Origin of the sequence: Mesorhizobium sp. M0478 (assembly GCF_040321305.1) — a bacterium.
In the GTDB taxonomy this organism is placed as follows: Bacteria; Pseudomonadota; Alphaproteobacteria; order Rhizobiales; family Rhizobiaceae; genus Mesorhizobium.
The window spans coordinates 557,582-581,316 of sequence record NZ_JAMYRH010000002.1 but is presented as its reverse complement, the minus strand read 5'-3'; the positions used below and the strand labels follow the sequence as shown (position 1 = coordinate 581,316).

General features: G+C 63.6%; 24 protein-coding genes. 13 read left to right on the top strand and 11 right to left on the bottom strand.

Translation table 11 applies throughout. The features are described from left to right. Nucleotides 1–110 precede the first annotated feature (110 nt). From NKI64_RS07255 to NKI64_RS07240, 4 genes are all read right to left on the bottom strand, one after another. Nucleotides 111–764, bottom strand: a complete 654-nt coding sequence (locus NKI64_RS07255) for a D-glycero-alpha-D-manno-heptose-1,7-bisphosphate 7-phosphatase (protein ID WP_023724926.1) — start codon at nt 762–764, stop codon at nt 111–113. Beyond that, nucleotides 757–1,329, bottom strand: coding sequence for a D-sedoheptulose-7-phosphate isomerase (locus NKI64_RS07250; protein ID WP_023671975.1), 573 nt, complete (start codon nt 1,327–1,329; stop codon nt 757–759). The genes NKI64_RS07255 and NKI64_RS07250 overlap by 8 nt, the downstream gene beginning before the upstream one ends. Nucleotides 1,330–1,337: 8 nt before the next feature. Next, on the bottom strand, nt 1,338–2,831 hold the full coding sequence (rfaE1, locus tag NKI64_RS07245) for a D-glycero-beta-D-manno-heptose-7-phosphate kinase (RefSeq protein ID WP_023671976.1): 1,494 nt from the start codon (nt 2,829–2,831) through the stop codon (nt 1,338–1,340). Between the two features lie 124 nt (nt 2,832–2,955). Next, entirely contained in the window at nt 2,956–3,588 is a 633-nt protein-coding gene (locus NKI64_RS07240; protein WP_023671977.1) for a LysE family translocator, read from the bottom strand. Between the two features lie 134 nt (nt 3,589–3,722). Here NKI64_RS07240 and rfaD point away from each other — a divergent pair, with 134 nt between their 5' ends. Genes rfaD through waaC form a run of 3 tightly spaced genes read left to right on the top strand, consistent with a single transcriptional unit; the run spans nt 3,723 to nt 6,624 of the window. Next, complete coding sequence (gene rfaD, locus NKI64_RS07235; RefSeq protein ID WP_023683756.1) at nt 3,723–4,673, top strand: ADP-glyceromanno-heptose 6-epimerase; 951 nt, start codon at nt 3,723–3,725, stop codon at nt 4,671–4,673. Next, nucleotides 4,646–5,653: a lipopolysaccharide heptosyltransferase II gene (gene waaF / locus NKI64_RS07230; RefSeq protein ID WP_352667221.1), complete on the top strand. Its 1,008-nt coding sequence runs from the start codon at nt 4,646–4,648 to the stop codon at nt 5,651–5,653. The genes rfaD and waaF overlap by 28 nt, the downstream gene beginning before the upstream one ends. Further along, entirely contained in the window at nt 5,650–6,624 is a 975-nt protein-coding gene (waaC, locus tag NKI64_RS07225) for a lipopolysaccharide heptosyltransferase I (RefSeq protein WP_352667218.1), read from the top strand. Before waaF ends, waaC begins: the two co-directional genes overlap by 4 nt. 23 nt (nt 6,625–6,647) lie before the next feature. Here the strand turns inward: waaC and greA are convergent, their stop codons facing one another. Both greA and NKI64_RS07215 read right to left on the bottom strand, forming a co-directional pair. After that, nucleotides 6,648–7,121, bottom strand: coding sequence for a transcription elongation factor GreA (gene greA, locus NKI64_RS07220; protein ID WP_023683753.1), 474 nt, complete (start codon nt 7,119–7,121; stop codon nt 6,648–6,650). 287 nt (nt 7,122–7,408) lie between these two features. Next, nucleotides 7,409–7,945, bottom strand: coding sequence for a tetratricopeptide repeat protein (locus tag NKI64_RS07215; RefSeq protein ID WP_023683752.1), 537 nt, complete (start codon nt 7,943–7,945; stop codon nt 7,409–7,411). A gap of 229 nt (nt 7,946–8,174) precedes the next feature. Between NKI64_RS07215 and NKI64_RS07210 the strand changes: the two genes are divergently transcribed. The 3 genes from NKI64_RS07210 to NKI64_RS07200 all read left to right on the top strand — a co-directional run bounded on the left by NKI64_RS07210 (nt 8,175) and on the right by NKI64_RS07200 (nt 10,787). Further along, a complete protein-coding gene (locus NKI64_RS07210; protein ID WP_023683751.1) occupies nt 8,175–8,600 on the top strand; it encodes a DUF3775 domain-containing protein in 426 nt (141 codons plus the stop codon). Nucleotides 8,601–8,786: 186 nt separating this feature from the next. After that, nucleotides 8,787–9,863 carry an extensin family protein gene (locus NKI64_RS07205; RefSeq protein ID WP_352667413.1) on the top strand — a complete coding sequence of 359 codons (1,077 nt, stop codon included), beginning with the start codon at nt 8,787–8,789 and terminating at the stop codon, nt 9,861–9,863. A 132-nt stretch (nt 9,864–9,995) separates the two neighbouring features. Beyond that, nucleotides 9,996–10,787 (top strand): extensin-like domain-containing protein, encoded by a 792-nt coding sequence (locus NKI64_RS07200; RefSeq protein WP_023695766.1) that lies wholly within the window; start codon nt 9,996–9,998, stop codon nt 10,785–10,787. A 20-nt stretch (nt 10,788–10,807) separates the two neighbouring features. Here NKI64_RS07200 and NKI64_RS07195 read toward each other — a convergent pair whose 3' ends face one another. After that, entirely contained in the window at nt 10,808–11,527 is a 720-nt protein-coding gene (locus tag NKI64_RS07195) for a gamma-glutamylcyclotransferase (protein WP_023705875.1), read from the bottom strand. 112 nt (nt 11,528–11,639) lie between these two features. On the opposite strand from NKI64_RS07195, the gene NKI64_RS07190 reads away from it, so the two are divergent. Both NKI64_RS07190 and NKI64_RS07185 read left to right on the top strand, forming a co-directional pair. After that, entirely contained in the window at nt 11,640–12,347 is a 708-nt protein-coding gene (locus tag NKI64_RS07190; protein WP_352443337.1) for an LssY C-terminal domain-containing protein, read from the top strand. A gap of 70 nt (nt 12,348–12,417) precedes the next feature. After that, the gene (locus NKI64_RS07185) at nt 12,418–13,728 is read left to right on the top strand and encodes a hemolysin family protein (RefSeq protein ID WP_352667213.1); all 1,311 of its coding nucleotides are present in this window, start codon (nt 12,418–12,420) and stop codon (nt 13,726–13,728) included. A gap of 28 nt (nt 13,729–13,756) precedes the next feature. Here the strand turns inward: NKI64_RS07185 and NKI64_RS07180 are convergent, their stop codons facing one another. Beyond that, the gene (locus tag NKI64_RS07180) at nt 13,757–14,635 is read right to left on the bottom strand and encodes a DMT family transporter (protein WP_023701605.1); all 879 of its coding nucleotides are present in this window, start codon (nt 14,633–14,635) and stop codon (nt 13,757–13,759) included. A gap of 258 nt (nt 14,636–14,893) precedes the next feature. On the opposite strand from NKI64_RS07180, the gene NKI64_RS07175 reads away from it, so the two are divergent. Next, nucleotides 14,894–16,189 (top strand): glucoamylase family protein, encoded by a 1,296-nt coding sequence (locus tag NKI64_RS07175; RefSeq protein ID WP_352667211.1) that lies wholly within the window; start codon nt 14,894–14,896, stop codon nt 16,187–16,189. A gap of 165 nt (nt 16,190–16,354) precedes the next feature. Here NKI64_RS07175 and NKI64_RS07170 read toward each other — a convergent pair whose 3' ends face one another. After that, complete coding sequence (locus tag NKI64_RS07170) at nt 16,355–16,960, bottom strand: NADPH-dependent FMN reductase (RefSeq protein ID WP_023671992.1); 606 nt, start codon at nt 16,958–16,960, stop codon at nt 16,355–16,357. 89 nt (nt 16,961–17,049) lie between these two features. Between NKI64_RS07170 and NKI64_RS07165 the strand changes: the two genes are divergently transcribed. After that, complete coding sequence (locus tag NKI64_RS07165) at nt 17,050–17,418, top strand: winged helix-turn-helix transcriptional regulator (RefSeq protein WP_023683744.1); 369 nt, start codon at nt 17,050–17,052, stop codon at nt 17,416–17,418. Between the two features lie 500 nt (nt 17,419–17,918). Here NKI64_RS07165 and NKI64_RS07160 read toward each other — a convergent pair whose 3' ends face one another. After that, nucleotides 17,919–18,314, bottom strand: a complete 396-nt coding sequence (locus NKI64_RS07160; protein WP_023671995.1) for an acyl-CoA thioesterase — start codon at nt 18,312–18,314, stop codon at nt 17,919–17,921. A gap of 223 nt (nt 18,315–18,537) precedes the next feature. Between NKI64_RS07160 and NKI64_RS07155 the strand changes: the two genes are divergently transcribed. Genes NKI64_RS07155 through NKI64_RS07145 form a run of 3 tightly spaced genes read left to right on the top strand, consistent with a single transcriptional unit; the run spans nt 18,538 to nt 22,279 of the window. Continuing rightward, a complete protein-coding gene (locus NKI64_RS07155; protein WP_352667208.1) occupies nt 18,538–20,154 on the top strand; it encodes a GMC family oxidoreductase in 1,617 nt (538 codons plus the stop codon). Further along, complete coding sequence (locus NKI64_RS07150) at nt 20,151–21,365, top strand: mandelate racemase/muconate lactonizing enzyme family protein (protein WP_352667205.1); 1,215 nt, start codon at nt 20,151–20,153, stop codon at nt 21,363–21,365. Before NKI64_RS07155 ends, NKI64_RS07150 begins: the two co-directional genes overlap by 4 nt. Next, the gene (locus NKI64_RS07145) at nt 21,362–22,279 is read left to right on the top strand and encodes an NAD(P)-dependent oxidoreductase (protein WP_023683741.1); all 918 of its coding nucleotides are present in this window, start codon (nt 21,362–21,364) and stop codon (nt 22,277–22,279) included. Before NKI64_RS07150 ends, NKI64_RS07145 begins: the two co-directional genes overlap by 4 nt. Nucleotides 22,280–22,371: 92 nt before the next feature. On the opposite strand, the gene NKI64_RS07140 is transcribed toward NKI64_RS07145, so the two are convergent. Further along, on the bottom strand, nt 22,372–23,310 hold the full coding sequence (locus tag NKI64_RS07140; protein ID WP_023683740.1) for a diacylglycerol/lipid kinase family protein: 939 nt from the start codon (nt 23,308–23,310) through the stop codon (nt 22,372–22,374). Nucleotides 23,311–23,735: the final 425 nt, after the last annotated feature.

Genomic DNA, 23,735 nt, shown 5'->3' with positions numbered 1-23,735 from the left:
TTCCTGGGGAATAGCGTCAAAGCAAAGAAATGGATCGGCTCGCCGTTTCTGCGAAACGGTGAAACGCTCAAGCTAACCCATTGAGATTGCGTCGCAACAGATCCGGAAAGCTAAATCAGTCTCGATCCGAGCGACTCGACAGCTCTCAAAAGCCGTTCCAGATCATCGGGGTTGCGCAGCGGCAGAACCTCGAAGCCCGGCTCATTACTTCCCTCGCCATCCACCAGCCAGCCGCGCGGCAGGCCGGCACGTTGTCCGGCCTGCATATCCGCGGCCTTGTCGCCGACTATCAGCGAGCGCTTGAGATCGAGGCCGAGACGCTGCCGGGCCTGTAGCAGCATGCCCGGATTGGGCTTGCGCATTGGATGGTCGGCGACCGCCAGTGGCCCGCTGCCCGCCTCGTGGTAGGCGCAGGCCAGAACCATGTCGACGAAGGCATCGCCGGCGGCAAGCAGCTTGAGAACCCGGCCGTTGACCGCGGCAAATTCCTTCCAGCCGAAATAGCCGCGCGCGATGCCGGACTGGTTGGTGACGATGACCACCGGGATGTTGCCCCGGTTGGCCGCCGCGATGACCGGCACGATGCCGTCGCGCAGCGCCATTTTGGCTGGATCGTCGGGATAGCCGGTGTCGACATTGATGGTGCCGTCGCGGTCGAGGAACAGCGCCGGCGCGCTGGCTGGAAACACCCGCGAACCCACCCGCTCAACCCACAGGCCGGGCTCAGCCAGCGGGTATGGACCGTAGGCCCCGGTGTCAGCCATTCGACAGACGGTCTTCCACCACCTCGCAGAGATAGTGGTAGAGGCAGAGATGTCCCTGCTGGATGATCGGCGTCGAGGTCGAGGGCACGTTGAGCAGTATGTCGGTGAGCGGCTTGAGTTTGCCACCGCTGTCGCCGGTGAGGCTGACCACCGTCATGCCCATCATCCGAGCCTGTTCGGCGGCAGCCAGAATGCTCGGCGAATTGCCGCTGGTCGAGATGGCAAGCAGCACGCCGCCGGGCGCGCCATGCGCCTCGACCTGGCGCGAAAACACGGTGTCGAAGCCATAGTCATTGCCCCAGGCGGTCAGCATGCCCGCGTTGGCCGGCAGCGCAATCACATTGTAGGCCTTGCGCTCCTTAAGGAAGCGGCCGACCAGTTCGGTGGCAATGTGGATGGCGTCGCTGGCCGAGCCGCCATTGCCGCAGACCAGCAGCGCCTTGCCCGAGGAAAGCGCGGCGACGACCGCACTCACAGCACGTTCCATCTCGGCGGTCAGGTCACGCTCGACTGTCGCGGTGATCGCGGCCGCCGAGCGGACCAGATAGTCATTCAGTCCGGACATGAAATCCCTCAGTTAGTACCGCCGCCGGCGCGCAATTTGCCGATCGTGCCGGTGGTGCTCTTGCCGGCGACAAGGTCGACCAGGACGACGCGCCCGCCCGCCTTCTGCACCACATCGGCGCCGACAACGGTTTCGACCGTGTAGTCGGCGCCCTTGACCAGAATGTCGGGCAGAAGCGCCTCGATCAGCGCCAGCGGCGTATCCTCTTCGAACACCACGACCGCATCGACCGAGGCCAGGGCGGCGAGCACGCAGGCACGATCATGCTGATCGTTGACCGGGCGCCCTGCGCCTTTCAGCCGACGCACCGAGGCATCGCTGTTGAGGCCGAGCACCAGCCGGTCGCACTGGCTGCGCGCCGCGTGGAGAAGACTGACATGGCCGGCATGCAATATATCGAAGCAGCCATTGGTGAAGCCGACGCTCAGGCCCTCGTCCTTCCACGCCGCCACCATGCGCGCGGCCGATGCGGCATCGAGGATGGCGTCCTTATGGGCGGTGGGGCCGTGCGAGCGGAACAGCGCGCCGGTGAGTTCCTCCACGGTCAGCCGCGCGGTGCCGCGTTTGCCCACCACCACACCGCCGGCGGCATTGGCGATGGAGGCGGCCATGACGCGATCGGCGCCCGCGGCCAGAGCCAGCGCGAAGCTCGCGATTACCGTATCGCCGGCGCCCGAAACGTCGAACACTTCGCGCGCCTGGGTGGCGATGTGGCGCGCCTCATCCGCGCCGACGACGCTCATGCCCTTTTCGCTGCGGGTGGCGACGACGAAGTCGAAGCCATGTGCCGAAATCAGCTGGCGTGCCGCCGCGACGATCTCGTCGTCGGCGAAAACCGGGCGACCGACAGCTTCGCCAAGCTCCTTGCGGTTGGGCGTGATGGCGGTCGCGCCGGCATAGCGCGCATAGTCGCGGCCCTTGGGATCGACCAGCACCGGTTTTCCCGCCTCGCGGCAGATGGCGATCAGGTCGGCGGCGACGCCGTCGAGCAAGATGCCCTTGCCATAGTCGGACAGAATGACGATGTCGGCGCGCGTGAGTGCGGCGCGAAAATGCCGGACCAGGTCCGCCCGTTCCTTGTCGTCGAGCGGCTTGATCTCTTCCTCATCGAAGCGCAGCACCTGCTGATTGAGCGCGCTGAAGCGGCTCTTCGACGACGTCATGCGACCGCGCTCCTGCGCCATATCAGCCGTATCGGCGCCGAGTTCGCGCAGCATGCGCACCAGATTGTCGCCGGCCACATCGGTGCCGATCACCGATATGGGAATAGCGCTGGCACCCAGCGAGACGATGTTGGCGACAACGTTGCCTGCGCCGCCCATCGTCGAGGTCTCGCCGCGCCCGTGCAGCACCGGGATCGGCGCTTCCGGCGAGATGCGCTCGATGACGCCGTTGACGAAACGGTCGAGGATGAAGTCGCCGACCACCAGCACGGCAACGTCGCCAAAGCGGGCAATGGCGCGGTGCAAAGGTTCGGGCGAAGGCGGATTGTGCTTGATCATGTCACTGGCAATGCGAGGGAAAGGCCGACCTCAATCACGCTGAAAATTGTCAATTTACGGGCCGGATCGTTCATGGCGAAGCCGATATACCGCAAATCCGCGCAGCGCAACGTCAGGGCGGCCGTCAGCTCTTCTGCAACGCGACGTGGACGCCCAGTCCGACCAGCACCGCCCCGCCCGCCCGCTGCATGATGCGCTGCGCACGGCTGGAGCGCTTCAGCCGGGCGATCACCATGCCTGCCAGCAACACGCAGACAATATCTGCCGAAGAGAACATTAAATTGACGATGGTGCCCAGCACGACGAATTGCAGCCACACCGGGAAACCCGCCGAGGCATCGATGAACTGTGGCAGGAACGCCATGAAGAAGATCGCCGTCTTCGGATTGAGCACTTCGACGGTGATGCTCTCGAAAAATGCCCGGCGCGCCGATTTGCGCTCGATCGCCGGCAGCGCCGTGTCACCGTCCCCGCGCTTGCGGAACAAGGACACGCCAAGCCAGATCAGATAGAGCGCGCCGATGAGCTTGACCGCCATGTAGAGCGGCGGCACCGCATGGAAGAGCACCGACAGCCCGGCGGCAGCCGCAAAGACATGGAAATAACCGCCAAGATGGATGCCAAGTGCCGCCGTCAGCCCCGACCAGCGCCCGCGCGCCATGGTCTGCGCGGCGGCATAGAGCATCGCCGGTCCTGGAATATAGGCAAAGATCGCCGTGGTGGCGAAAAACGCAATGAGCAGTTCGGTCGACGGCATTTTTTGTCCCCTAGCTTGCGGGCCTCGAATAAAGCGGGCCGCTCCGCGGTCTCACTATGGCGTCGTGGTGCTTCATCGACAGCCCGGCTGCCCTCCCTTATAAGGACCGGAATCGCAAGCAACCAGAGGCCTTCATGATCATCGTCACGGGCGGGGCCGGCATGATCGGCTCCAACATCGTCGCCGCACTCAATGCCGAAGGCCATGATGACATCCTCGTCGTCGACGACCTCACCGACGGCCACAAGATCGCCAACCTGGCCGATTTGCAGATAGCCGACTATCTCGACAAGGACGAATTCTTGGCCACCTTGGAAGCCGGCGACCTAGGCCGCGTCGAGGCCGTCTTCCACCAGGGCGCCTGCTCGACCACCACGGAATGGAACGGCAAGTTCATGATGGACGTGAACTACGCCTTCTCAAAGCGCTTGCTGCATGGCTGTCTTTCGCTGCGCATACCGTTCCTCTATGCCTCCTCGGCTTCCGTCTACGGCGGCGGTTCGGAGTTTCGCGAGGATCCCGCACTTGAGCGGCCGCTCAACGTCTACGCCTATTCGAAGAAACTATTCGACGACTATGTCAGGCGCACCGTGTTCGACACCGATCATTCGCAGGTCGCGGGCCTGCGCTACTTCAACGTCTATGGCCCGCGCGAGGCGCACAAGGGCGCCATGGCCTCGGTCGCCTTCCATCTGTTCAATCAGGTCGGGCGCGGCGAAAACCCAAAGCTGTTCGGCGCCCATGACGGCTTCGGCCCCGGCGAACAAAGCCGCGACTTCATTCACGTCGGCGATGTCGCCGACGTCAATCTGTGGCTGTGGAAGCGCGGCTCGAGCGGCATCTTCAACTGCGGCACCGGCCGCGCCCAGCCGTTCCGCGCCATTGCCGAGACCGTGATCGATACGCTGGGCCAGGGCGAGATCGAGTTCATCGAATTCCCCGATCACCTCAAGGGCAGCTACCAGAGTTTTACCCAGGCTGATATGTCCCGCTTGCGCGCAGCCGGCTATAATGGGCAATTCCGCAGCGTGGAAACCGGCGTCAGAGACTATGTCGAATGGCTGAAAGCCCAACGATCCTCGTGATCGGCCCACGCTGGGTGGGCGATATGGTCATGGCTCAGTGCCTGTTCTCGGCATTGAAGGAGCTCCATCCCAACGCCGCCATCGACGTGCTTGCCCCGGCCTGGGCGGCCCCGCTGGTCAAGCGCATGCCCGAGATTCGCCAGCAGATCGATTTCCCGCTGCAACCCGGCGCGCTTGAATTCATCATTCGCCGCCGCTTCGGCCGCCTGCTGCGCGGCCGCTACGACATGGCCTACGTCCTGCCGGGTAGCTGGAAATCGGCGCTGATCCCGTTCTTTGCCCGCATTCCGCGCCGTTTCGGCAATTTGCGCGAAATGCGCTATGGCCTGCTGACCGACATCTTGCCGCTGCCCGATGCCGTCAAACGGCACACCGCGCAGGCCTATTTTGGCCTCGCCCAAGGCGGACATTTCCGGCCGCCGCGGCTCACCGTCGACGCCGGCAATCAGAAAGAGCTGCTCGCTCGTTTCGCACTTCAGCCGGGAAAATTCGTCGCCATGATGCCCGGCGCCGAATTCGGTCCGGCCAAACGCTGGCCTAGCGAAAGCTATGCCGGCCTCGCCGGAGAGATGATGGCGAAAGGATTCAAGGTCGCGTTGTTCGGCTCGAAGAACGATCGCGACGTCACCGCCGAGATCGCAGCACTCGCGCCCGGTGTCGTCGATCTGGCAGGAAAGACACGGCTGGAGGACGCCATCGACCTGATCGCCGCGGCCAGGCTGGCGGTGTCCAACGACAGCGGGCTGATGCATGTCGCGGCCGCCGTCGGCACGCCGGTCGTTGCCGTCTACGGTTCGACCTCGCCGGAAAACACGCCGCCGTTGGCTGAACAGCGCGAACTGATCTGGTTGCATCTGTCCTGTTCGCCCTGCCATCGGAAGATCTGTCCGCTCGGCCACCTCAACTGCCTGAAGACGCTGGACGTTGCCCGAGTGGCAGCGGCGGCGGACAGGTTGCTGGAACTCCCGGCCGCCGCATGAAGGTGTTGATCGTCAAGACCTCCTCGATGGGCGACGTCATCCACACCTTCCCCGCCGTCGAAGATGCACGCCGCAAGCGCCCCGATATCGCCTTCGACTGGTGCGTCGAAGAAGCCTTTGCCGGCATCGTCGCGCTGCATCCGGCGATAGCAAAGATCCATACCGTCGCCATCCGGCGCTGGCGCAAGCATCTGTTCAACGCCGGCACATGGCGGGAGGCGACAAGCTTGCGCCGCGCTCTGCAAGCAGGCGAGTACGACCTCGTCATCGATGCGCAGGGGCTGCTGAAATCGGCCCTGGTGGCGAAACAGGCAGCGGCACCAATCGCAGGTTTCGACCGCGCAAGCGCGCGGGAGCCCTCGGCAACGTTGTTTTACCAGCGCAAATACGCCGTGCCGCGCAACCTGCACGCCATCGAACGCACGCGCCGGCTGTTCGGGCTGGCGCTCGGCTACGAGCCCGATCTTTCGGCGCTCGCATCCGGGATTGTGCCGCCTCCCGGCGGCCTGGCCGGCATTGACGGCAAGACGGCCTTCCTGCTGCACGGCACCAGCCGCGAGGACAAGAAATGGCCCGCCGAAGACTGGATCGAAACCGCTCGCCTGCTGGTTGGTACCGGAATGACGCCGGTCACCACCTGGTCGAACGAGCGTGAGAAGGCGGTCGCCGAGGCAATCGCGAAAGCCGTGCCGTCAACGATCGTGGTGCCGAGATCGCCGCTGGGAGACATTGCCGCGATCCTTGGCCGCTCGACGCTGGTTATCGGCGCCGACACCGGTCTGACCCACCTCGCCAGCGCCTTCGGCCTGCCGACGGTAGCGGTGTTCCTGGCGACCGAGCCGGGTTTGACCGGCCCGCGCGGGCAATATGCCTCAACGTTGCTGGCCGCATCGGGGGAGCGCCTCGTGCCGGCACAAGTGGTGTCGGAAGCAGAAAAGCTATTAGCCCTTAAGCTCCAAGCTGCGGCATAGGACCTTCCAGCAATTCTGAGGCGCTAGATAAATTGCACCTGGACGATCTCGTAACCCCTGGCGCCGCCAGGTGCGTTGACCTCGATGGCGTCGCCGACTTCCTTGCCGATCAGCGCGCGCGCGATCGGCGAGGAGATCGAAATACGGCCCGATTTCACATCCGCTTCCTGGTCGCCGACAATCTGGTAGGTCTTCTTTTCCTCGGTGTCCTCGTCGACCAGCACCACCGTGGCGCCGAACTTGACCTTGTCGCCGCTAAGCTTGGTGACGTCGATCACCTCGGCCCGAGCAATATAGTCTTCCAGTTCGTTGACACGGCCCTCATTGAGGCTCTGCGCCTCTTTGGCGGCATGATATTCGGCATTTTCGGACAGGTCGCCATGCGAGCGCGCTTCGGAGATCGCCTCGATGATACGCGGCCGCTCTTGCTGCTGGCGCCAGCGCAGTTCTTCCTTCAATGACGCGAACCCCTCGCCTGTCATCGGGACCTTGTTCATGATGCCTGACCTTTCCTGCCGCCACCCCCGCATTTCGGGGAAAGCCTTGTCGATGGGTATAAAAAGAAAACGGGTCCGGCAGCCTCGGGCTAACGGAACCGTTTCACCGCAGTTTTCCCCAATATAGCGATCCTCGCGCGTTTTTCACGCTGAAAAAGCAGGCTTTTTGAAAAATCATGAACCGATTGTCCAATTGTCGTTACGGCACGTGCAGCGTGTTGCAGTTGCGACAACAAAAACCGGCTGCGATTGCTCGCAGCCGGCCCAGAGAAGCCGTTGGGGTGGGGTCAGCTTCTCATGAAATGGTAGATCTGTTCGGCCAGCATGCCGTATTCGCGCGAATCTTTGCCCGTCCGCTTCTCGATCTCGGCCAGTTGCGCCTGGGCGCCGGCCAGATCGCCGATTTGCAGATGGGCCTCGCCGAGATATTCGCGCACCAGCGTGTAATCCGGGTTGATGCGGAGCGCTTCCTCGTAATAGCCGAGGCCGACGGTGACACGGCCGGAATGGCGATGCGAATAGCCGAGATAGTTGAGGATGCGTGGATCCTGCTTGTTGGCGGCAAGGCTGAGCACGGCGATCGCCTCATCATAACGCCCGGCCATGGCCAGGTCGTGACCAGCATCGTAGATGTTGTCGTCGTCCAGCATGCCGTACTTCGGCGCGACGCATTTCTGCTTTTTCTTGTCCCAGACCTGCCCCTTCTTGCACTGGGTGGTGGTCTCGGTACCACCGCCACCGCCGCCGGCCGCAAACACCGGAACCGCAAAGAACTGCAGCGCCACAAGCGCCGCAGCCGCCTGGATCAACACTCTTTTATGCATCGAAGCCTCCTTGAGGGATAATGACGAGCTTGAGGGAAAATGACGATAATGAAAAGCTAACGCCGGGATGCAGACTTTTCATCCCGGAAACCCGCAGCCGCCGAAACTATTTGTGCGGCCGTGCCTGACCTGAATTCGGTCAAAGGCGGGAGCCAAGGATCAGAACATGACGTGACGCGCGCTGCAAATCCGCTATCATTCGGGAAACGATCAGCGGGGGTGCCCGAGAGTGCAACAGCGCCGTGAGCGGGAATGGGAGCTATCGATCGGCCCGGACACCGTGCGCCTGTTCATTCTCAAGGCAAAGGGACTGAGTGCTGCCGTCAACGAAGACTATGCCGACGGTGCCGAGCATGAGGTCGAGCTCGATGGTGAATCACATGCCAATCACCACCATGACGGTCTGGCGGAGGAAAGCGCGGAAGACCTCACCGAGGAAGAGCTGCGCGAGCTGATCAACGACCTCAACGTCGACGAAGCGGCCGAGTTGATCGCGCTGGCCTGGGTCGGCCGCGGCGACTATGACGCAGCGGAATGGTCCGATGCGGTTGCCGCCGCGCGCGACCGCGCCAACAAGCGCACGGCGAAATACCTGCTCGGCATGCCGCTTTTGGCCGACTGGCTGGAAGAAGGGCTGGAAGCGATTGGCGCGTAACGACGTCGTTACCGTTCGTGATGGGCCGCAGGCAACCTCCGGGCGTTCGCGCCGTTGAGGACGATGGGGTCTGTTGTACTTTCCCGAACATGCAGGGTTGCACTGGTCATGGTCGTCACGGCGCTGCTGCTGACGCAAGCCGACGCCAAACAGCGCAAGAAGCATTACACGCCGCTGTCACAGCGGTTGGAGCAGTTGTTTTCACCGCGGGTCGACTCGCATCCTAAGCCGCGCAGCAAACACCGCCAGAAGCCCAGGCCACAGCGGCACATCACGCCAAAGCAGGTGGAACAAAAGACCCCGGATAAAGAGCCCTCGCCCGCCGATGTTCCGGTGCAGCCCTCGCGCGTTGTCCCGCTGCCCGAGGCGCGTCCTTCAGAGGCGCCGAAGACCGGCGCGGCACCGATCGAAAAGCAAAAGGCCGAAGGTCCGAACCCCCTTGGCGCGCCCAACCGGTCCAATGACGATCGATTCAACGAAGAAAAGTCCCGTTTTAGAAAGCAGGCGCGGCCCGGACCGTCAGCCCCGAAGCCGTCGACCGATAAGCAAAGCGAGCCCGAGCCGCCGGCCGCGGTGCCGATTCCGACACAAAAGCCAGACACTCCGGAACCTGAAGCTCAGCCGCCGGCCGTTGCTCCGCAGCCACCTGAAAAACCCGATGCCGGCGACAAGAAGATGCTGCCTGATCCGCGCTCGGCCGATTTGCCCGATGCAAAAATGCCGGCGGCGGAAGTCGCCTGTCGCGAGCGGCTGACGGCCCTTGGTGTCGAATTCGAGGAGCATAAGGCGGAAAGCAATCCCGACATCGGCTGCTCGATCCCCTATCCCCTGCTGCTGAAGTCGCTCGGAAAATCCATCGCCATCGGCCCCGCGACCGAACTCAACTGCCCGATGGCCGAGGCGGCAGCCCGCTTTGCCGCCGAAATCATACAGCCGGCGGCGAAAGCCGAGTTCGGAGCCGACCTGAAATCGATCAACCAGGCATCGGCCTTTGTTTGCCGGCCGCGCAACGGCACGCGCCATCTGTCGGAACATGCCTTCGGCAACGCGCTCGATATTGCCAGCTTCACGTTGTCGGATGGCAGAAAGATCGAAGTCGGTCCAACGCCGCCCGAGAAAGACGGCAAATTCCTCAATGCGGTGCGCAAGGCCGCCTGCGGACCGTTCAAGACCGTGCTTGGACCGGGCGCGGACCCGGACCATTCCCTGCATTTCCATCTCGATCTCGAACTGCGCCGGAATGGTGGCACTTTCTGCCAATAATGGCCCTCCAGTGATCGTCATGCCGGTGATGGTCTGGCTGCCGCATTTCGGCCGCAGGCATGAACGGGAACGCTGAGTTTTCCTTTACCCTTGATCGTTAAAATCCCACCGATCAAGGACAGGATTCCGCCCATGGCCGCAATATTTCGCGCCGCGAAGGCAAAAAGCGCAGCGATACTGGCCGCCGGTCTTGCGCTGGCCGCCGTTTCGGCTTGCAACACTGGCAGCGTGCTGTCGCTGCAGCCGGCCGTCGATGTCGGCTCGCAGACCGCGGCCGTGCCGCAATATGAAGGCATGCAGAAGCTCGTCCCGTCCAATCCCTATATGACTGCCGCCTATCCGCACATGGACGAGCCGATGTCGGAGTCGGAGCCGCAGCAGATGCCGGCCAGCGAAACCGATTGCCGTGGCGAGCTGAAGCGGCTTCGCGTCGTCTACACCGATGTCCAGCCGATCCACGAGGGACAGTGCGGCATAGACTGGCCGGTCAAGGTCTCCGCCATCGGCGGCATCCAGATGAAGCCCGCCGCAACATTGACCTGCGACATGGCCGCAAGTTTCGCCGCCTGGACCAGCAACGAACTGGTTCCCTCCGCCCGCTGGCGCTATTTCTCGGGCGTCAAGACCATCCACCAGGGCTCAAGCTATTCCTGCCGCAACATCGCCGGCGAAGGTGTCCTGTCCGAGCACGGCAAGGGCAACGCCCTCGACGTCATGAGCATCGAGCTCAACAACGGCGACGACATCGACGTGCGCAAGCCCGGCCTGTTTGCCTTCCGCACCCGCGGCTTCCTCAACAATGTGCGTGCCGACGGCTGCCAGTATTTCACCACCGTGCTCGGTCCCGGCTACAATTACGATCACCGCAACCATTTCCATTTCGACATCAAGAACCGCAAAAGCGGCTACCGCGCCTGCCGCTAAGGCGTTTCACCGTTCAGAAATCAGTCGGGATTGGCGTTCCTGGTGGAAGCGATGATTTGCTGGGCCACCAGATCCTGGATGCGCCAAAGGTTCCTGTCGCGGATACCGCTCTCTTCCAACTTGCTGACGGTTCGGAACAGGTATTGAGCCGACGAGCCCCAATGCCCGGCAGCCCGCGCCAGCGTGTCGGCAACCTGCTCCAATGGCAGCCGGCCCGCATAGGCCCTGCCGTCTGGCGCGGCGACGAAAGCCAAGGCCCGCAACGGCCCATCCTTGGTCTTGACCTTGATCCAGCATGGCACGTTAGTCGGCGGATTGGCATCGATCTCGCGGCGCATCAACTGGCCAAGTTGCCCGACATGGTCTTCCGCGGGCAGCCGATAGACGATGCCGTTGCAGCTGCCGCCTCGATCGAGCGCCAGCATCAGCGCCGGCAAATCACGGGTTCCGCGCCAACGGGTCAGCGTCAGGCAGAACGAGCGGTGCCATCCTGGCGCCGTGGCCGGGCGCTGCTCGACATGGGCAAATTCGGGGTTCCAGATCAGCGACCCGTAGGCAAAGACCCATAGCGCTTCAGGCCGATGCTCCGACAGAAGTTGCTCGACAAGACTATCGAACTCCGCGTCTGTATGCTCGGTTGTTCCGGGCTCGGGACCCGGATCCGGTTCGACACGCTCGACCCTTGCGACAAGGTCCGCGGTCAATGCCATCGAGCTGCGACCCACCGGCTTCTTATCCATTCCTGCTCACCCCCCGCAAAAACGATGGCCGACGATAGAACGGCTGCTCGCCGCTGGCCATTGATTTCCAGGGTCCGTCAGGCACAGATACCGCACGGATCGAGCCGCTTTCATGAGCCGACGAAGCCTGCAACGACGCGCATTGACCTGGCTCGCCGCTCTTCTGGCGGTCTGGCTGGCCCTCGCCTATGTCGCTGCGCCGGAATTCTGGACGGTTCGCGACCGCGGCTTTCGCACGCAGACTTTCGAGATGGTGACACACACGCCGCAAGGCATTCCCGGCGACCCGATCAATATCGGCCTTGTCGGTACCGAAAAAGAGATGGTCCATGCCTTCGCCATGACCGGATGGGATACGGCCGATGGCGTGACGCTAAAGACCGCGATCGAAATCGGTGAGAGCGTGCTGTTCGACCATCCCTATCCTGACGCCCCGGTCAGCCGGCTGCTGTTCGAAGGCCGCGCCCAGGATCTCGCCTTCGAAAAGCCGGTCGGCGGGAGCGCCGACCGGCGCCATCATGTCCGCTTCTGGCGCAGCGATGCGACCGGCGACGACGGCCGAACGCTCTGGATGGGCTCGGCCAGCTTCGACCGCGGCGTTGGTCTCAGCCACGATACCGGCGCCATCACCCACCATATCGCCCCTGACATCGACGCCGAGCGCGATCTCGTGATCCACGACCTGTCGGCGGCCGGCATGGTGACCTCGGCGAGCGACATCCCGGGCATCGGCGCCACCAGGACCGGACGCAACGGCGGCGGCGATCCCTATTTCACCGACGGCAAGACTCTTGTCGGGGTGCTCAGGCAATTCCCCTGAACCACCGTCATTTCCCAAAAATCATCGCGGACTATTTTCCTGCGGCCCGCCGCAATGCTATTGAGCCCTGATGCTATACGTCGAAATCGCCACCGTGGTCGTCCTCATCTGTGTGAACGGCCTTCTGTCGATGTCCGAGCTCGCCATCGTGTCGTCGCGCCCGGCGCGGCTCAAGGCGATGATCGACCGCGGCGTCAATGGCGCCGGGCGTGCGCTGACGCTCGGCTCCAATCCCGGCAAATTCCTGTCGTCGGTGCAGATCGGCATCACTCTGGTCGGCGTGCTGTCGGGCGCCTTCTCCGGCGCCACGCTGGGCGACAGGCTTTCGGTGTACCTGGCCACGACCGGCATGCGCGAAAACATCGCCGACCCGCTCGGCGTCGGCATTGTCGTTGCGATCATTACCTATTTCTCGCTGATCGTCGGCGAGCTGGTGCCCAAGCAGATCGCGCTGCGCGATCCCGAGCGTGTTGCGGCCCGCGCGGCGCCTGCGATGACCATCCTAGCCACCGTCTCGGCGCCGCTGGTGTTCATGCTCGACATTTCCGGCCGCGCCATATTGTGGCTGCTTGGCCAGCGCGGCGAGAGCGAGGAGAAAGTCACCGACGAAGAGATCAAGATGCTGGTCGCCGAGGCCGAGCACCACGGCACCATCGAATCCGACGAGCGGCGCATGATCGCCGGCGTCATGCGGCTCGGCGATCGCGCCGTGCGCGCCGTGATGACGCCGCGCACCGAGGTCGACTGGATCAATTTGCAGTCCGATGAGGGTGCCATCCGCAAGCTCTTGATGGAGACCCAGCATTCGCGCCTGCCGGCCGGCGATGGCGGCGTCGACGTCATGGTTGGCGTTGTTCAGACGCGCGACGTGCTGGCCGCCCTGCTCGCCGGCCGCGCACTCGATCCGCGCAAGCATGTGCGCGCCGCCCCCATCGTCTACGATCAGGCCGACGCGCTGGATGTGCTGCAGAAGCTGAAGGAATCCGACGTGCCGATGGCGCTGGTGCATGACGAATACGGCCATTTCGAAGGGATCGTCACACCTGCCGACATTCTCGAGGCCATCACCGGCGTCTTCCGCGCCGACCTTGATGCCGGCGACGAGGAAAACGCCGTCAAGCGCGAGGACGGCTCATGGCTGCTCGCGGGATACATGCAAGCCGACGAGATGGCTGACGTTCTCGGTATCGACCTGCCGGAAAATCGCGATTACGAGACCGTCGCCGGTTATGTGCTGTCGCACATGCACCATCTGCCGGCGACCGGCGAATGCGTCGACGCGCAAGGCTGGCGTTTCGAGGTCGTCGACCTCGACGGCCGCCGCATCGACAAGCTGATCGCCACCCGGCTGCCCAGCGGCCATCGCGAAGTGGTGCGTTGACGCTCTGCCGTCAAAGCGAATAGCGCGCTCAGACCGCGGCTTCGATCGGTTCGGCAAGCTTCGGATTGGAGCGCGAGGCGATCAGGCAACTGGCCACGATCAGGGCCGCTCCAGCCAGCGTGGTCCAGGTCGCCGCCTCGTCGAAGAACAGCCAGCCAAACACGATCGCCCAGATGAAGGCAGAATACTCCGTCGGGATCAGATATTGCGCTTCGGCCCGCGCGTAGGACCAGCTCATCAGGAACTGGCCGGAGAGCGACAGCGCCGTCACCCCGGCCAGCGGAAGCCAGAGATTGCCCGGCAGGGCAACCGCGAGCCAGGGAGCGGCGGGGAGAAGGACGGCGGCAACGCACAGGTTCTGGAACAGCATGATCTCGACTGGCTTGGCCACCAGCGCCTGCCGCCGCGAGAGGATCAGATTGTAGGCGTAGAACACCGTCGATGCGAGCACCGCCACCGTGCCAAGCAGGGCATCCCCGGTATAATTCCCTTGCCCGAACTGTCCGGCCATGATGATGACGACGCCGGCGATGCCCGCCAGCGACGCCCAGATCGCCTGGCGCTGTATGCGTTCGCCCAAAAGCAGCGCCGCCAGCAGGAGAGCGAACAGCGGCGCGACGAAACTAAGCCCGATCCCATCCGCTAGCGGCAATCTGGCAAGGCCCCAGAAGAACGACAGCAGAACGATGCCCACGATCACGGCGCGCAGCGCGTGTAGCCGCAGCACGGAAGGCGTGGGAAGGGAACGCGGCCCCGCCGCCCAGGCCGTGCCCGCGACCACGCTCGCAAGCATGCTTCGCCACAGCACCGTGTTGTAGACACCGACGGCGATGACCAGGATTTTCATCGCCGCATCCATGGCGGACAGAAGGAAGATCGCAAGTGCACAGACCAGCACCGGGGTCATGGGGGAAACGACGCCTGACAGGCTGGGTGACTTCACGGGGCATGCTCATGTGATGGATCGCAGCCGGATATATCAGGGGAGGACGGCCAGGCCAGATGGCAGGGCCGTGCATATGGCGGTCCAACCGATCTTCGCAGCCCCTCGATTTGAATTCGGTGCGTCGGCAGCGCCTTTCGCTATCGGCCCCAGCCTGCCCTCACCCATGATTGATCCGCTGGGCGAATGGCAAAAGCAGCCAAAGCCTCTATATCGATTGTCATGGATGCATCGAACGAACACGCGCTAAACGACGAGCTTCTCCAAGATATCCAGCGCCTGTCCTTCGAGTATTTTCTCAACGAGGCCAACCCTGCCAACGGCCTGGTCGCCGACCGCAACACGCAGGCGTCGCCTGCCAGCATAGCCGCCGTCGGGCTCGCTTTGTCGTCCTATCCCGTCGGTGTCGAGCGCGGTTTCATGACGCGCGATGCCGCAATCGAGCGGACGCTCGCCACGCTTCGCTTCTTCTGGAACGCCCGGCACGGGCCGGAGCCCGATGCCACCGGCTACAAAGGTTTCTACTATCATTTCCTCGACATGAAGACCGGCCGCCGCGTCTGGAATTGCGAACTGTCCACGATCGATACCGCCCTTTTGCTTGCCGGTGTTCTGGCCGCCGGCGCTTATTTCGACGAGGACGATGAGCTCGAACTGGAAATCCGCCAGCTTGCCGATGCGCTCTACCGCCGTGCCGACTGGCGCTGGGCGCAGAACGGCGGCGCCACCGTCACCCATGGCTGGCGGCCTGGAAAAGGCTTTCTCCGCTACCGCTGGGAAGGATTTGACGAGGCGCTGATCCTGTACGTCCTGGGTCTCGGTTCGCCGACCCACTCGCTAACTCCCGAGAGCTACGCGGCCTGGCTGTCCACTTACAAATGGAAGACCATCTACGGCCGCGAGATGGTCTATGCCGGCCCGCTTTTCATCCACCAGTTCTCGCATATCTGGATCGATTTTCGCGACATCCGCGATGCCTTCATGCGCGATCACGACCGGGACTATTTCGAAAACAGCCGCCAGGCGACGTATCTGCAGCGCGATTACGCAATCCGCAATCCGAGGGGGTTCGCGGGCTATGGCGAGAATTGCTGGGGCGTCACCGCCAGCGACGGCCCAGGTCCGATCGCGCGGCGAGCCGATGGACGCCGCTTCTTCGGTTATCTCGCCCGCGGCGCACCGTTTGGCCCCGATGACGGCACGCTGTCGCCATGGGCGGCAATCGCCTCCTTGCCTTTTGCGCCGGAAATCGTGCTGCCGGCGCTGCGCCATTTCCACGAGATGGACCTGCGCGACGGCAACCCTTACGGCTTCACCGCGAGCTTCAACCCGACGATCGCTGCCGACGACGGCCGCGCCTGCGGTTGGGTATCGCCGGACCATGTCGGCATCAACCAGGGGCCGATCGCCCTGATGATCGAGAACTACCGGTCCGACTTCCTGTGGCGATTGATGCGCCGCGTGCCGGCCATCACCACAGGACTGCGCCGGGCCGGGTTTTCCGGCGGTTGGCTGTGACAGGCGGCGATCCTTCGCGCGGGATCGTCAAGGCATCAGCGCGACCTTGCCGGTCCGACTCCACCATCCGGCCAAGGGAGCCGAGAGCGCCTCTTCACGTGAATGAAAAAGGGCGGCGCAAACGCCGCCCTTTGGAAAAATCATCGGTCCTTGGGAGGATAAGGCTCAGGCCGCCTGGGCTTCGCCGGCAATCGCGTCGGCCTGACGCGCTGCCTTGAGCACGCGGGCCCACCAGGCAACGTCGTTGACCAGCGCCGTGGCAGCCTGGTTCAGATGCTCGATCTCCTCGAGCTTCTTCTCGCCCTGGCGCACCGCCAGGAAATCGCTCCAGGCAATGTGAACGGCGGATTTGACCGGCGCCATCTGCAATTCGACCGCGGCAAGACGCAAATGTTCGACAGCGCGCGAGCCGCCGACGCTGCCATAGCCGACGAAACCGGCCGGCTTCTTGTTCCATTCATTGGCGGCGTAATCGATGGCGTTCTTCAGCACGGCCGTCGGGCCATGATTGTATTCGGCGGCGGTGAAGATGAAGCCGTCGAATTCGGCGACCTTCTTTTGCCAGCGCTGGGCAACTTCGTTCTGCGACGGCGCCCAGGCGGACGAGGCGACCTCGTCGAAGAAGGGCAGCGGCCAGTCGCGCAGGTCGACGGTCTCGACGTCGATGTCGGCATGAGATTTCGCGATCTTGGCGATCCACTGGGCGGGCACATCGGCGAAACGCGCGGCGCGTGTCGAACCGACGACGATGGCGATTTTGGGCTTGGACATGGGGCTCTCCATATATGCAAAAGCTGGTATCGTTTGGATACCGGCGCTATATGAGATACTGACAAATGGCAGCGCAAGGAGGCACCGTTATGTTACTGAGGCACCCGCACAACACCGAAGACTGCCGCGCCGTCTCGGAAATCCTGCAGCGCGTCGGCGACAAATGGACCGTTCTGGTCGTCGGCAAGCTGGGCGGCGGACCGCTGCGTTTCAATGAGTTGCGCGCCGCTGTCGGCGGCATTTCGCAGAAGATGCTGACCACCACCTTGCGCGGTCTTGAGCGCGACGGCTTCGTCACCCGAACCGTGTTCCCGACCATCCCGCCACGCGTCGACTATGAGCTGACGGAGCTCGGCCATGAGCTGCTGGTGCCGGTCGGCGCGCTCGGCGAATGGGCGCGGAAGAACACCTCGCGGGTCCAGGCGGCGCGTGAAAGATTCGATGGCGTGCACGCCTGAAAACCGTTGCCCAGCAATAGTTTACGGATTTTGCCGTCGACGACGCGTACCCGGGTTTAACTGGATCCGCCCTGGCATCGTTGGTCGCGCCATCGCGACATAGCTGCAGCGTTTCGTTCGCCGGCGCATGATCATTTTGAGGCTGACGAGGTCTTCCGCTGACGGGCCCTCAGGCCTTTGACGCAGGGTTGCTGCAACACACTGCGCCGCACGTCTCTACCCTTGCAGACCGCTGGGCAGTCCGCTCGTTGCCAACGGTCCGGTCGTGCGTGCAGGCAACGCTTGGAAGCTCTTTCCTGATCTCGGTATAAGCGGTCGTGCCAAGCAGGCAGATCACCGCGACGAGGGCCGCCACGAGCCAGCCGTTCAGCATGTGTTGACGCATTGTCTTCCCTCCGCCGCCCGCAGAATCGGATGTGAAGGCAACCATTGGATGTCGCGCAGCGCATCGCCCGCGCGGGGGATGTTACATAAGCGCAAGCTTGGCAGAATCGACGATGTCAACTTTCGGTTGGAATCGGCTTCGGCTTGCCGTCGCTATCCAGCGCCACCATGACGAAATCGGCGTGGGTGACCTTCTCCATCAGGTCGGAGAGGTAGCGTTGCGCCCAGGCCTCGACCTTGAGCGTCATGGAGGTGCGGCCGACGCGCTCGACATGGGTGTAGATGCACAGCGTGTCGCCGATCTTCATCGCCTTGGCGAAGGACATTTCCTTGACCGCCGCCGTCACCACGCGGCCCTTGGCCCGCTCGGCCGCACGGATGCCGCAGGCAAGATCCATCTGCGCCATCACCCAGCCGCCAAAGATGTCGCCGGCCGCATTTGCATCGGCCGGCATGGCGAGCGTACGCAAGGTCAGATCGCCGATCGGCCGTCCGTCCGCGTAATGCACCATCCGAGATTCCCCTAAAGCGATAGCCCTTGATCCCGTAGCGTCACGGGCCCAAGAGGTCAACGCGACGGGCGAGGCTCCCGGCGCAATGTCGGTTCCATGGTGGCTTTTCCGACCAGGCGTCTCACGGTCGCTTTTTTCACAAGCCATGCCGGAAGCCGCAGGGGCGCGGCCAAGCCGTCGCGGATAGGCTGCGCTCAGTTTTGCGGAGCCGCCAACACCAATCATGCAGACTTATGACTTCATCATCGTCGGCTCCGGCTCGGCCGGCTCGGTTCTGGCCGACAGGCTGTCGATTTCGGGCCGCTTCTCCGTGCTGGTGCTGGAGGCCGGCGGCAGCGACCGCCGCTTTTATGTCCAGATGCCGCTCGGCTACGGCAAGACCTTCTTCGATCCGGCGGTCAACTGGAACTACAAGCCCGAGCCGGACCCCGGCCTTGCCGGCAATGTCGACCATTGGCCGCGCGGCAAGCTGCTTGGCGGCTCCAGCTCGATCAACGCCATGGTCTGGATCCGTGGCGCGCGCGAGGACTTTGACGACTGGCGCGATGCCGGAAATCCCGGTTGGGGCTATGACGATCTGTTGCCGGGCTTCAAGGCGCTTGAGGACAATGAGGCCGGCGCCGACAGATGGCGCGGCACCGGCGGGCCGCTGCATATCACCGACACGACGAACGCCGTCCATCCGCTGACCAGGCGCTACCTCGCAGCCGGCCAGCAGGCTGGGCTGCCGCTCAACCCTGACTTCAACGGCGCCGCCCAGGAAGGCGTCGGCGTCTACCAGATCTCGACCAGGAATGGCCGCCGCATGTCGGCCGCGCGCGCCTTCCTGCGCCCGGCGATGAAGCGCGCGAATGTGCGCGTCGAAGCCAATGCGCTGGCGACCAGAATCCTGTTCGAGGGCAAGCGAGCCGTCGGCATCGAATATCTGCAGAACGGCGAGACCAAGACGGCGCGGGCCGGCCGCGAGGTGATCCTGTCCGCCGGTTCGATCAACTCGCCGCAGCTGCTGCAACTGTCCGGCGTCGGCCCCTCGTCACTGCTCAAGGGGTTTGGCATCCCGGTCGTCCACGGCAACGAAAATGTCGGCGCGCATCTGCAGGACCATGTCGGCATCAACTATACCTTCAAGGGAAACGTGCCGACGCTCAACCAAATCCTGCGGCCCTGGTGGGGCAAGCTGCTGGTCGGCATGCGGTACATCCTCACCCGCTCCGGCCCGCTGTCGCTGTCGATGAACCATGGCGGCGGCTTCTTCCGAACCGACCTGGCGTTTTCGCGCCCCAACATGCAGCTTTATTTCCAGGCTTTCTCGACCGTCATTCCGAAGAGCGGCGAGCGGCCGATCCTGACGCCGGATCCGTGGCCGGGCTTTTCCATCGGCCTCTCCAACTGCCGCCCGTCCAGCCGCGGCGAGATCATGATCCGCTCCAGCAATCCGCTGGACTATCCCAGGATCGTCGCCAACGCCTATTCCACCAACGCCGATGTCGACGAGATGCTGGCGGCGGTGAAATTCGTGCGCAAGATAGCCTCGATGCCCGCCATGGCCGAGATCATCACTGAGGAGGTTTTGCCGGGCCCATCGATCCAATCGGATGCCGATCTGATCCAGGATTTCAGGAAGCGCTCAGGCACCGTCTATCACCCGGTCTCGACGTGCCGCATGGGGCCGGGCGCCGGGGCCGCCGTCGTCGACCCGCGCCTGAAAGTGCACGGGCTCGCAGGTCTGCGTGTCATCGACGCCTCGATCTTTCCCGCCAACATCACCGGCAACACCAACGCCGCCTCGGTCATGACCGGATGGAAGGGCGCCGAACTGGTTCTGGAGGACCAAAAATGAAGATCACCGACGTCAAGACCTGGGTAGTCGGCAACCCGCCGCCCGGCATCGGCGGCAAGTATTTCATCTTCGTCAAGCTGACCACCGATGGCGGCGTCGTCGGTTACGGCGAGGCCTACAACGCCACCTTCTCGGCTCACATAACAGCGAAGCTGGTCGAGGACATGGCCGAGCGTTACCTGATCGGCCACGATCCGCATGACATCGAGACCTTCTTCCGCCGCGCCTATTCCTCAGGATTTACCCAGCGCCCCGACGTTACCGGCATGGGCTGTTTCTCGGCGCTGGAAATGGCCTGCTGGGACATTGTCGGCAAGGAAGCCGACAAGCCGGTCTACAAACTGCTCGGCGGCCAGGTGCACGAGACGCTGCGCTCCTACACCTATCTCTATCCGCACACCGGCAGCGTCCATTCGGAGGACGCGCCGGACGGCCGGAACGTCTACAATGACCCCGAATTGGCGGCCGCCTGCGCGCTCGAATATGTCGAGCAGGGGTTCAACGCCGTCAAGCTCGACCCGGCAGGCCCCTACACCGCCTTCGACGGCCACCAGCCGCGCCTGATCGACATCGATGTCTCCACCCGCATGGTCAAGTCGATCCGCGAAGCCGTCGGCACCCGCGCCGATATTCTGTTCGGCACGCATGGCCAGTTCACCGCATCGGGTGCGCTGCGCATGGCACGCGCCATCGAGCCCTACGATCCCTTGTGGTTCGAAGAGCCGGTGCCGCCCGACATGCCCGAAGTGATGGCTCAGGTGGCGCGAGGCACGTCGATCCCGATCGCCACCGGCGAGCGGTTGACGACCAAGTTCGAATTCGCCCGAATCATCGAGAACCGCGCCGCCACCATCCTGCAACCGGACCTTGGCCGTTCCGGCGGCATTCTCGAAACCAAGAAGATCGCCGCCATGGCCGAGGCATACCACATCCAGATCGCGCCGCACTGCTATTGTGGGCCGATCGTTGGGGCCGCCAACATCCAGCTGGCGGTGACGCTGCCCAATTTCCTCATCCTGGAATCGCTGAAGCAGTGGGACGGCTTCCACGCGACACTGCTCAAGAAGAAGATCGAATGGCAGGACGGCAATGTCATTCCATCGAAGGAGCCGGGCCTCGGCGTCGAGCTGGACGAAGCGGTCTGCGACGCGCATCCCTACACCGGCAAGGACCTGCATTTGCAGATGATGCAAACGCCGCTGATGCCGTGAGCGAACGCTACGCCTTCATCGGGCTTGGCCATCTCGGCGGCAACCTTGCCGCCAGCCTGTTGCGCAACGGTTTTGTCGTCATCGTCTTCGACCGCGACCCCGCCGCCGTCGAGCGCCTCGTGGCGCTCGGCGCCACGGCCGCGACCAGCCCGGCCGAAGCGGCGGCACAGGCCGGCAATGCCATTACTTGCCTGCCCTCGCCCAAGGTCAGCGAAGCGGTGCTGGCTAATGCCGGCGGCCTGCTCGAGGGTCTGCCCAGGGGCGGCTCCTGGATCGAGATGTCGACCAACGGCCGCGACGAGATCCTGCGCCTCGCCGCCCTCGCCGCGGCCAAAGGCATCGAGACGCTGGAGTGCCCGGTCACCGGCGGCGTGCATCTGGCCGCGGTCGGAAAGATCACCGCGCTTGTCGGCGGCGATGCTGCGCTTTACGAGCGCCATCGTCCGGCCATCGAAGCGATGTGCGCAAAGTCGTTCCTGATGGGTCCGGTCGGCTCCGCGGCGGTGATCAAGGTGATCACCAACATGCTGGCCTTCATCCATCTCGTCGCCGCCGGCGAGGCGCTGATGTTGGCCAAGCAAGGCGGCCTCGACCTCGCGCAATCCTACCACGCCATCGTCGCCTCCTCCGGCAACAGCTTCGTCCATGAGACCGAAAGCCAGCTCATCCTCAACGGCTCCTACGACATTGGCTTCACCATGGACCTGGCACTGAAGGACCTCGGCTTTGCGCTTGCGATGGGCAGAGAGTTCAGACTGCCACTCCAACTGGCGCCGCTTGTGAGTGAGATTTTCCTGATGGGCAAACAGGAATATGGCGGCGGCGCCTGGTCGACCCAGATCGTCAAACTGCTCGAGGATGCCGTCGACATGGATCTGCGCGCGCCCGGTTTCCCAGCCAAGCTGGAAAGCTAAGCCGGGTAAATATGTCCTGCGATTTCAGGCCTTTGGCCGGTTCGCCGGAATCGCCGCTCAAACCACCTGAATCAATCCCTCAACGCCTTGATTCAATATCTCAGCGTCAGCGCTCCGGGCAGGATCTCAAACGTCGCGGGTATACGCCCCGGCGACTCGCCATCTATGTCGACCAGCGCGCCGTTCTTCTCGACATCGCCGATAGGTTCGACCACCACTTTCCGGCCACGCAATATGGTGATGGCCGGATGGTTGCGGTGCCGGCCGCCATAGAGCAGCCGAATATCCCAGATCAGCTTCAGCTTGCCGGCCGCGCGCAGGATGACGATGTCGAACTGGCCGTCGGCGAGTTCGGCGTCCGGGGCGATCATCATGCCGCCGCCGAAGAACTTTCCGTTGGCGACCGCCACCAGCGCCATGCGCGCCTCGACCGGGGTGCCATCGTCGACGGTGATCCTGACGTCCTGGAAGCGGTAGCGGATGAACTCGACCACGGTGCGCCAGAAAAACAGCGCCTTGGCCGACATCCTGCCCTTGCGCTTGTCGGCATTGACCGCACGGTCCGTGGCGCCGGATAGGCCGAGGCTGGCGATATTGATGAAGTGCCGGCTGGCCAGCGCGCCATGGTCGTCGATGTAGCAGATGCGCCCTGCATCGACCTTGCGCGCCTTGGCTTCGGCGATCCGCTTCAGCACCGCATCCACCTCTTTCGGCAGCCCGAGCCCGCGCGCGAAATCGATGCCGGTGCCGCAAGGCAGCAAGGCAAGTTCGGTTGTCCGGCCGCTCTCATCGAAAGCCTGCAGCAATCCGTCGGCCACTTCGCTGGCGGTGCCGTCGCCGCCGGCCGCGATCACCAGCTCGAAGCCGCTTGCCGCGAGGTCGAGCGCCAGCCTTTCGGCGTCGCCCTCGGCCTGCGTCTCGCGCAGCTCGAATTCGCCGAAATGCTTTTTCAGCGAAGCAGCCACCTCCGGCCAATGCCGTTTCAGCCGGCCGCCGCCGGCAATCGGATTGAGCACCACCCCGACTTTCAATGCGCACCCTCCCCGCACCGAGCCGATAGGCTTGATGCTTTGCCGGCATTGAAGCCCGCGCCAGCCGGCGGAGCAAGGGGCACAGCCGATCAGGCGCCAAAAAGCGGGCGGGCTGTCTAATGCAGCTGGAGTCGAAATTCCGAGCTTTGTGGCAAACGATCCCCGATAATCCCGTTATCCACAGGCTCACGCCCATTCCCCAAAACCCTTACCCAGCGTAAGTTTAGCCCATCTCAGGCGGCTACCGATCGCCACGCCGAAAGGCAAAGCGAAAAGGCGGATTTCCTGAGGCCCGTACGGCCCGAAGCGAGAGCAGGCTTGCCTGTTCGAGGGACGGATGCCGAGACCTACGGGGCCGCGGAAAGCGTGCGAACGCCAACGGCGGACCGATGCTGCCATGAAGGACGGCGAAAACCTTCGATGGC

What these genes read in the sequence shown, in the direction of transcription:
- NKI64_RS07255 (WP_023724926.1), bottom strand. Translation starts at nt 764, where the DNA reads ATGGCTGACACCGGGGCCTACGGTCCATACCCGCTGGCTGAGCCCGGC.
- NKI64_RS07250 (WP_023671975.1), bottom strand. Translation starts at nt 1,329, where the DNA reads ATGTCCGGACTGAATGACTATCTGGTCCGCTCGGCGGCCGCGATCACC.
- rfaE1 (WP_023671976.1), bottom strand. Translation starts at nt 2,831, where the DNA reads ATGATCAAGCACAATCCGCCTTCGCCCGAACCTTTGCACCGCGCCATT.
- NKI64_RS07240 (WP_023671977.1), bottom strand. Translation starts at nt 3,588, where the DNA reads ATGCCGTCGACCGAACTGCTCATTGCGTTTTTCGCCACCACGGCGATC.
- rfaD (WP_023683756.1), top strand. Translation starts at nt 3,723, where the DNA reads ATGATCATCGTCACGGGCGGGGCCGGCATGATCGGCTCCAACATCGTC.
- waaF (WP_352667221.1), top strand. Translation starts at nt 4,646, where the DNA reads ATGGCTGAAAGCCCAACGATCCTCGTGATCGGCCCACGCTGGGTGGGC.
- waaC (WP_352667218.1), top strand. Translation starts at nt 5,650, where the DNA reads ATGAAGGTGTTGATCGTCAAGACCTCCTCGATGGGCGACGTCATCCAC.
- greA (WP_023683753.1), bottom strand. Translation starts at nt 7,121, where the DNA reads ATGAACAAGGTCCCGATGACAGGCGAGGGGTTCGCGTCATTGAAGGAA.
- NKI64_RS07215 (WP_023683752.1), bottom strand. Translation starts at nt 7,945, where the DNA reads ATGCATAAAAGAGTGTTGATCCAGGCGGCTGCGGCGCTTGTGGCGCTG.
- NKI64_RS07200 (WP_023695766.1), top strand. Translation starts at nt 9,996, where the DNA reads ATGGCCGCAATATTTCGCGCCGCGAAGGCAAAAAGCGCAGCGATACTG.
- NKI64_RS07195 (WP_023705875.1), bottom strand. Translation starts at nt 11,527, where the DNA reads ATGGATAAGAAGCCGGTGGGTCGCAGCTCGATGGCATTGACCGCGGAC.
- NKI64_RS07190 (WP_352443337.1), top strand. Translation starts at nt 11,640, where the DNA reads ATGAGCCGACGAAGCCTGCAACGACGCGCATTGACCTGGCTCGCCGCT.
- NKI64_RS07185 (WP_352667213.1), top strand. Translation starts at nt 12,418, where the DNA reads ATGCTATACGTCGAAATCGCCACCGTGGTCGTCCTCATCTGTGTGAAC.
- NKI64_RS07180 (WP_023701605.1), bottom strand. Translation starts at nt 14,635, where the DNA reads ATGACCCCGGTGCTGGTCTGTGCACTTGCGATCTTCCTTCTGTCCGCC.
- NKI64_RS07175 (WP_352667211.1), top strand. Translation starts at nt 14,894, where the DNA reads ATGGATGCATCGAACGAACACGCGCTAAACGACGAGCTTCTCCAAGAT.
- NKI64_RS07170 (WP_023671992.1), bottom strand. Translation starts at nt 16,960, where the DNA reads ATGTCCAAGCCCAAAATCGCCATCGTCGTCGGTTCGACACGCGCCGCG.
- NKI64_RS07165 (WP_023683744.1), top strand. Translation starts at nt 17,050, where the DNA reads ATGTTACTGAGGCACCCGCACAACACCGAAGACTGCCGCGCCGTCTCG.
- NKI64_RS07160 (WP_023671995.1), bottom strand. Translation starts at nt 18,314, where the DNA reads ATGGTGCATTACGCGGACGGACGGCCGATCGGCGATCTGACCTTGCGT.
- NKI64_RS07155 (WP_352667208.1), top strand. Translation starts at nt 18,538, where the DNA reads ATGCAGACTTATGACTTCATCATCGTCGGCTCCGGCTCGGCCGGCTCG.
- NKI64_RS07150 (WP_352667205.1), top strand. Translation starts at nt 20,151, where the DNA reads ATGAAGATCACCGACGTCAAGACCTGGGTAGTCGGCAACCCGCCGCCC.